This is a genomic window from Pradoshia sp. (assembly GCF_051873915.1).
Classification (GTDB): Bacteria; Bacillota; Bacilli; order Bacillales; family Pradoshiaceae; genus Pradoshia.
This window is the reverse complement of sequence record NZ_JBJEFJ010000158.1, coordinates 25,898-32,466: the sequence shown is the minus strand read 5'-3', so window position 1 is coordinate 32,466 and position 6,569 is coordinate 25,898. Positions and strand designations below refer to the sequence as shown.

6 protein-coding genes are annotated in these 6,569 nt (G+C 44.7%); all 6 read right to left on the bottom strand.

Going from position 1 to position 6,569, the window contains the following annotated elements; translation table 11 throughout:
- A partial coding sequence (gene mtaB, locus ACI35L_RS14165) for a tRNA (N(6)-L-threonylcarbamoyladenosine(37)-C(2))-methylthiotransferase MtaB (protein WP_439803136.1) occupies positions 1–1,074 on the bottom strand: 1,074 nt, incomplete at its 3' end.
- Between the two features lie 5 nt (positions 1,075–1,079).
- Positions 1,080–1,826 (bottom strand): 16S rRNA (uracil(1498)-N(3))-methyltransferase, encoded by a 747-nt coding sequence (locus ACI35L_RS14160; protein ID WP_049670093.1) that lies wholly within the window; start codon positions 1,824–1,826, stop codon positions 1,080–1,082.
- 42 nt (positions 1,827–1,868) lie between these two features.
- The gene (prmA, locus tag ACI35L_RS14155) at positions 1,869–2,807 is read right to left on the bottom strand and encodes a 50S ribosomal protein L11 methyltransferase (RefSeq protein WP_049672798.1); all 939 of its coding nucleotides are present in this window, start codon (positions 2,805–2,807) and stop codon (positions 1,869–1,871) included.
- Positions 2,808–2,828: 21 nt separating this feature from the next.
- Positions 2,829–3,956 carry a molecular chaperone DnaJ gene (gene dnaJ, locus ACI35L_RS14150; RefSeq protein WP_049670092.1) on the bottom strand — a complete coding sequence of 376 codons (1,128 nt, stop codon included), beginning with the start codon at positions 3,954–3,956 and terminating at the stop codon, positions 2,829–2,831.
- Between the two features lie 156 nt (positions 3,957–4,112).
- Positions 4,113–5,942 (bottom strand): molecular chaperone DnaK, encoded by a 1,830-nt coding sequence (gene dnaK / locus ACI35L_RS14145; RefSeq protein WP_049670091.1) that lies wholly within the window; start codon positions 5,940–5,942, stop codon positions 4,113–4,115.
- A 28-nt stretch (positions 5,943–5,970) separates the two neighbouring features.
- On the bottom strand, positions 5,971–6,567 hold the full coding sequence (gene grpE, locus ACI35L_RS14140) for a nucleotide exchange factor GrpE (protein WP_049670090.1): 597 nt from the start codon (positions 6,565–6,567) through the stop codon (positions 5,971–5,973).
- Between the last annotated feature and the right edge of the window lie 2 nt (positions 6,568–6,569).

Below are 6,569 nucleotides of genomic sequence, written 5' to 3'. Positions count from 1 at the left end.
GCGGTGTACACGGTCGTTTTTCACATCTTCATCAACTTGGTCTTCCATACGTGCAGCTGGTGTGCCTGTCCGTTTTGAATAAGGGAAGACGTGAAGCTCAGAAAAACGTTGTTCCTTAATGAAATTATACGTCTCCATGAATTCTTCCTCTGTTTCACCCGGGAAACCTACGATAACATCCGAAGTGATTGCTAGATTTGGCAATGCCTCACGCAGGCGTGCTACACGCTCGGCATAAAACTCTGTTGAATACTTGCGGCGCATTCTCTTAAGCACAGTGTTTGAAGCCGATTGAATCGGTATATGCAAATGCGGAACAACCTTGTCAGATTTCCGCAATACCTCGATGACCTCATCAGAGATTTGCGAGGCTTCGATGGAGGAAATACGGATGCGTTTCAATCCCGCTACCTTCTCATCCAAATCCTTCAGAAGCATGGCAAGATTATAATCCTTTAAGTCTTCTCCATATCCGCCTGTATGAATACCTGTAAGGACGATTTCCTTATAGCCTGCGTCAACCAGCTGCTGAGCTTGATGAACGACTTCCTGTGGATCTCTTGAGCGCAGAAGTCCGCGTGCCCATGGGATGATGCAGAAAGTACAGAAGTTATTGCAGCCCTCCTGAATCTTCAATGACGCGCGCGTACGGTCAGTGAAGGCAGGTACGTCCATTTCTTCATATACTCTTGTTTTCATGATATTGCGAACGCCGTTGATTGGCTGGCGTTCTTCTCTAAATGTATCAATAAATCCTAACAGTTTACCGCGGTCCTGTGTTCCGACCACGATATCCACTCCTGGAATGGCCATAATTTCCGCAGGGGAGGTTTGAGCATAGCAGCCTGTTACGCAAATGACCGCATCTGGATTCTTACGGACAGCTCTGCGAATGATTTGACGGCTTTTCTTGTCGCCTGTATTTGTCACTGTACATGTATTAATAATGTAGACATCTGCTACTTGCTCAAAATCTACTCGATCATATCCTGAAGCCTGAAACAGCTGCCATATCGCTTCTGTTTCATAATGGTTCACTTTACATCCTAATGTATGGAACGCTACGGTTGCCATTTCCTTCACCTCGCTAATTCTAATTGATAAGATATTGCTGACAATGCATATAATGGCGCTGTCTCTGTGCGGAGAATGCGGGGTCCAAGGCTGCATGTCATAAAGCCTTGAGCGAGCAAACGCTCTACCTCTTTTTCGTCCAGGCCTCCCTCAGGCCCAAAGACAATGAGAAGTTTTTCTCCAGGTTTGACGGCTTGCAATGTTTCAGCCAGCCGCATACTTTCTCCTTGCTTTGCCTCTTCCTCATAAGCTACGAGCTTATGGTCAAAGCCATCTAATTGCTTCAGTAATCCCTCAAATGAAACTGGGTCGTCAATTCGCGGGATGACCGTACGATGCGATTGCTCTGCCGCCTCTTTTGCAATCTTGCGCAGCCGTTCCGTTTTCTTGGCGGCTTTCTTTGCATCCCATTTAACAATGGAACGAGTTGCCACAAAAGGGATAAATGCATGAGCCCCAAGCTCCGTCCCTTTTTGAATGACCCACTCTAATTTATCCCCTTTAGGCAAGCCGTTCGCGATACTCACTTGAACGGGCATTTCCACTGATTCATCCACCCATTCAATGATGCGGCCACGAAGAGACTCATCAAGGATGGTATCAATTTGAATGAGCGCTGTCTTGGCATTGATGACTCCCATAAACTGGTCGCCAGTCTCCATCCGCATCACCCGAGTCATATGATGAAAATCATCTCCCGAGACGATGACGTTCTCCTCATCGTTCATCTCATGAATAAAATATCTCTGCATGGCCTCGCATCCTTCTTCCTTCTAAAATCGTACTATAACGCCTTATTGCTTAACTGCTGTAATGGACACCCAGTCCTCCATCGTCATGACTTCCTCAATGATTAAGCCGCTATTCTTAATGGCCTCTTCCACCTCAGCTCTTTTCTGCTTGATAATGCCAGAGGAGATAAAGCGTCCGCCAGGCTTAAGAAGTCTCTCCACATCATCTGTAAAGCGAACAATGACTTCAGCCAAAATATTTGCGACAATGATGTCAGCCTCGAAATCTACTTCCTTCAACAAGTCATTCTGCTTAATGGTTACCTTATCATGAACCTTGTTGAGCTTACAATTGATTTTCGCGCTATTCACGGCCACTTCATCTAAGTCAAGCGCAAGAATTTCTTCTGCGCCGTATTTCGCTGCCGCAATCGTCAATACGCCTGAACCTGTTCCCACATCAATGATATGCATCCCCGGTTTAACCTGTTTTTCAAGCGCCTGAATACAGAGGATTGTCGTTGGATGTGTACCTGTTCCAAATGCCATCCCCGGATCTAGTTCAATAATCTTCTCATCACTGCTGACAGGAGTGTATTCCTCCCATGTCGGAACAATCGTGATTTGTTCAGAAATCTTCACCGGATGATAATATTTCTTCCAGGCAGTTGCCCATTCTTCCTCATTTACTTCACTGATTGTTACTTTATTAGCACCCAGATCAATATCATATTCAACAAGGTTATTAATCAAGTCCTTGATCCCATCGACTGTTTCGCCAAGAAAGCTATTAACCGGCAGGTATGCCTTTACAATGACACCCTCATCTGGAAAATCATTAGGGTCGAGCTGATAGATTTCGCCGAATACATTCTCCCTTTCACGGACAAGCTCAAGCGGATCTTCAATCACCACACCGCTTGCTCCTGCCTCATGCAATATATTCGATATTGGTTCGACTGCTTCATTTGTTGTATGAATACATAATTCGGACCATTTCATCATCTACCAACTCCTACCTGTTTATTCACCTTTAAATGCTCTTTTTACTTTTGAGAAGAAACCTTCTTCATGTTCGTCCAATTGACCTTGACCGCTGATTTCCGCAAACTCTCTGATTAGTTCTTTCTGCTTATCAGATAGCTTTGTCGGTGTTACGACTAAAATACGGATATGCTGGTCGCCCTGGCCATAGCCTCTTACATTTTGCACGCCCTTGCCCTTCAAGCGGAAACGAGTGCCTGTTTGCGTGCCGGCCGGCACCTTCAGCTTCACCTTCCCATGGATGGTCGGTACTTCGATTTCATCCCCTAAGGCTGCCTGTGCAAAGGTAATTGGCATTTCACAATAAATATCATCCCCATCACGCTCAAAGAATTCATGAGGTTTAATTTGGAAGACGACGAATAAATCTCCAGCCGGCCCGCCATTTACGCCTGGCTCACCCTTGCCTGGTACACGCAATTGCTGGCCATCGTCCACACCTGCTGGTACCTTAATTTGAATTTTGTTACGTTTTCTGACCGTACCTTTTCCGTGACAGGTTGCGCATTTATGCTTAATAATCTTCCCTGTACCGCTGCAATGCTGACATACACGGCGGTTTACAATCCGGCCGAATGGTGTATTTTGTTCCACATTCAGCTGACCTGTACCATTACAATGAGAGCAAGTTTCAGGAGAAGTTCCCGGCTTAGCACCGCTTCCCTTACATGTCTCACATTCTTCATCCCTTGGTATTTCAATGGTTGTTTCAGTTCCAAAGCACGCCTCTTCAAAGGAAAGTGTCATTGTGTATTGTAAATCATCCCCTTGACGAGGAGCATTTGGATCACGGCGGCGGCCGCCTCCGCCAAAGAATGTGTTGAATATATCCTCAAATCCGCCGAAGCCTTCAAACCCAGCACCGCCGGCTCCCCCGAAGCCTTGAGTTGGATCCTCATGACCGAATTGGTCATAGCGCGCTCTCTTTTGATCATCGCTTAAAACTTCATACGCTTCTTTGACCTCTTTAAACTTCTCTGTTGCATCTGCTTCTTTATTAATGTCAGGGTGATATTGTTTGGAAAGGCGACGATACGCTTTCTTCAATTCATCCTTCGAGGCATTTTTGCCAACCCCAAGCACCTCATAATAATCCCGTTTGCTCATTCCTCACACTCCTGATTCTTGTAATATCCGTCGTTTCACATAAAAAATATTGTACCACTTGATAAACATGAGTTGCAATATAAACAACAAATGGATAAGACGTTAAAAAAAGCCAAAGTCAAGCATGCCTTGACTTTGACTCTTTTCGTTCAGAAATTATTTCTTGTCGTCATCCACTTCTGTGAATTCAGCATCTACGACATCATCTGCTTTGCCTGCGCCGTCTTGGCCTTCTTGGGCTTGAGCTTGCGCTTGCGCTGCTTGCTCATAAAGCTTCACACTAAGTGCCTGAACAATCTCTTGCAAGGCATCTTTCTTTTCTTTCATAGCAGCAAGATCATTCTTTTCGATAGCTTCTTTCAATGCATCTTTTGCTTCCGTTGCTTTTTGAACTTCTGCTGCATCTACTTTGCCTTCAAGCTCTTTTAATGTTTTTTCGGTTTGGAATACGAGGCTGTCAGATTCGTTGCGAAGCTCTGCTTCTTCTTTGCGTTTCTTATCAGCTTCCGCATTCTCTTCCGCTTCCTTCACCATACGGTCAATTTCTTCATCACTCAAGGATGTAGCAGATTGAATCGTGATGGCTTGTTCTTTGTTTGTGCCAAGGTCTTTCGCACGAACGTTAACAATCCCGTTATTGTCGATATCAAATGTTACTTCAATTTGAGGAATACCGCGTGGTGCCGGCGGAATGTCCGTTAATTGGAAACGGCCAAGTGTTTTGTTGTCCGCTGCCATTTGACGCTCCCCTTGAAGAACATGAATATCAACGGCTGTTTGGTTATCTGCTGCTGTTGAGAAAATTTGAGACTTGCTTGTCGGAATCGTTGTATTACGGTCGATTAAGCGAGTAAATACACCGCCCATTGTTTCAATACCAAGAGATAGAGACGTTACGTCAAGCAAGACAACATCTTTAACGTCACCAGTGATAACGCCGCCTTGGATAGCTGCTCCCATTGCTACGACTTCATCTGGGTTTACGCCTTTATGAGGCTCTTTGCCTGTTTCTTTCTTAATTGCTTCTTGTACAGCAGGGATACGAGTAGATCCGCCGACAAGGATTACTTTATCGATTTCAGCTGGGGACAAGCCTGCATCACGAAGAGCTTGGCGAGTAGGTCCCATTGTTCTTTCAACAAGGCCAGCTGTGATTTCATTGAATTTCGCGCGAGTAAGCGTCACATCCAAGTGCAATGGTCCAGCTTCTCCAGCCGTGATGAATGGAAGAGAGATTTGAGTGGATGTAACACCAGATAAATCCTTCTTCGCTTTTTCAGCTGCATCTTTTAAGCGTTGAAGCGCCATTTTATCTTTAGATAGGTCAATTCCGTTTTCTTTACGGAATTCTTCGATTAAGTATTCCATAACGGCATTATCAAAGTCATCTCCGCCAAGACGGTTGTCACCAGCAGTAGAGCGCACTTCGAATACGCCATCACCCAATTCAAGGATGGAAACGTCAAATGTACCGCCGCCAAGGTCGAATACAAGGATTTTTTGATCTTCGTCTGCTTTATCAAGACCATAAGCAAGAGCCGCAGCTGTTGGTTCGTTGATAATACGTTCAACTTCAAGACCAGCGATGCGTCCAGCATCTTTTGTTGCTTGACGTTCTGCATCATTGAAGTAAGCCGGAACCGTGATAACAGCTTTTGTCACTTTTTCGCCAAGGTATTCTTCTGCGTAAGATTTCAAGTATTGAAGGATGATCGCAGATACTTCTTGTGGAGAGTAGTCTTTGCCTTCAATGTTGACAGTGTAATCTGTACCCATATGACGTTTAATGGAGCTTACTGTATTCAAGTTTGTGATTGCTTGGCGTTTTGCCACCTCACCAACTTGACGTTCGCCGTTTTTGAAAGCAACGACAGATGGAGTTGTTCTATTTCCTTCTGGATTTGGAATAACCTTTGGTTCCCCGCCCTCTAGCACAGATACGCAAGAGTTAGTGGTTCCTAAGTCAATACCGATAATTTTACTCATGAATGATTACCTCCCGTAATATGTAACCTTATTGATTCACTTTTACCATAGATGGTCGAATCACACGGTCCTTAAGTTTATAGCCTTTTTGAAGCTCTTCCACAACAATGTTTGAACCAAAGTCTGGATTATTATCCTGCATGACAGCCTGATGCTGATGCGGGTCAAATTCCTCTCCGACAGCTTTGATTTCTTCAACGCCTTCTTCCTTAAGGGCTGCTTGAATACCGCTTAAGACCATATTCATTCCTTGTAGAAGTGCCTTTGTTTCTTCATTATCTGTCGAAATCATAAGTGCTCGTTCAAAGTTATCCAACGCCGGCAGTAAATTTGTTACCAAGGATTGCGCTCTGTACTTCTGCGCTGCCTCTGCATCAAGCTTCACACGGCGGCGATAATTATCGAAATCGGCATAAAGACGCAAATATTTCGCCTCTGCTTCCTTCAGCTTTTGTTCAAGCTCAGCTTCCTTGCCTCCAGTGCTTCCCTCTGCTACCTCATCAGAAGCCGCATCAGCTGCACCAGATTCAGTTGAATCTGTATCTTGTGTTTCATTCACATCTGTTTCATCGAATATTTCTTCAATTGTTTCATCAACAGCTTGATCCTGTTTATTTTCAGCCACTG

What these genes read in the sequence shown, in the direction of transcription:
- dnaK (WP_049670091.1), bottom strand. Translation starts at nt 5,942, where the DNA reads ATGAGTAAAATTATCGGTATTGACTTAGGAACCACTAACTCTTGCGTA.
- prmA (WP_049672798.1), bottom strand. Translation starts at nt 2,807, where the DNA reads ATGAAATGGTCCGAATTATGTATTCATACAACAAATGAAGCAGTCGAA.
- dnaJ (WP_049670092.1), bottom strand. Translation starts at nt 3,956, where the DNA reads ATGAGCAAACGGGATTATTATGAGGTGCTTGGGGTTGGCAAAAATGCC.
- ACI35L_RS14160 (WP_049670093.1), bottom strand. Translation starts at nt 1,826, where the DNA reads ATGCAGAGATATTTTATTCATGAGATGAACGATGAGGAGAACGTCATC.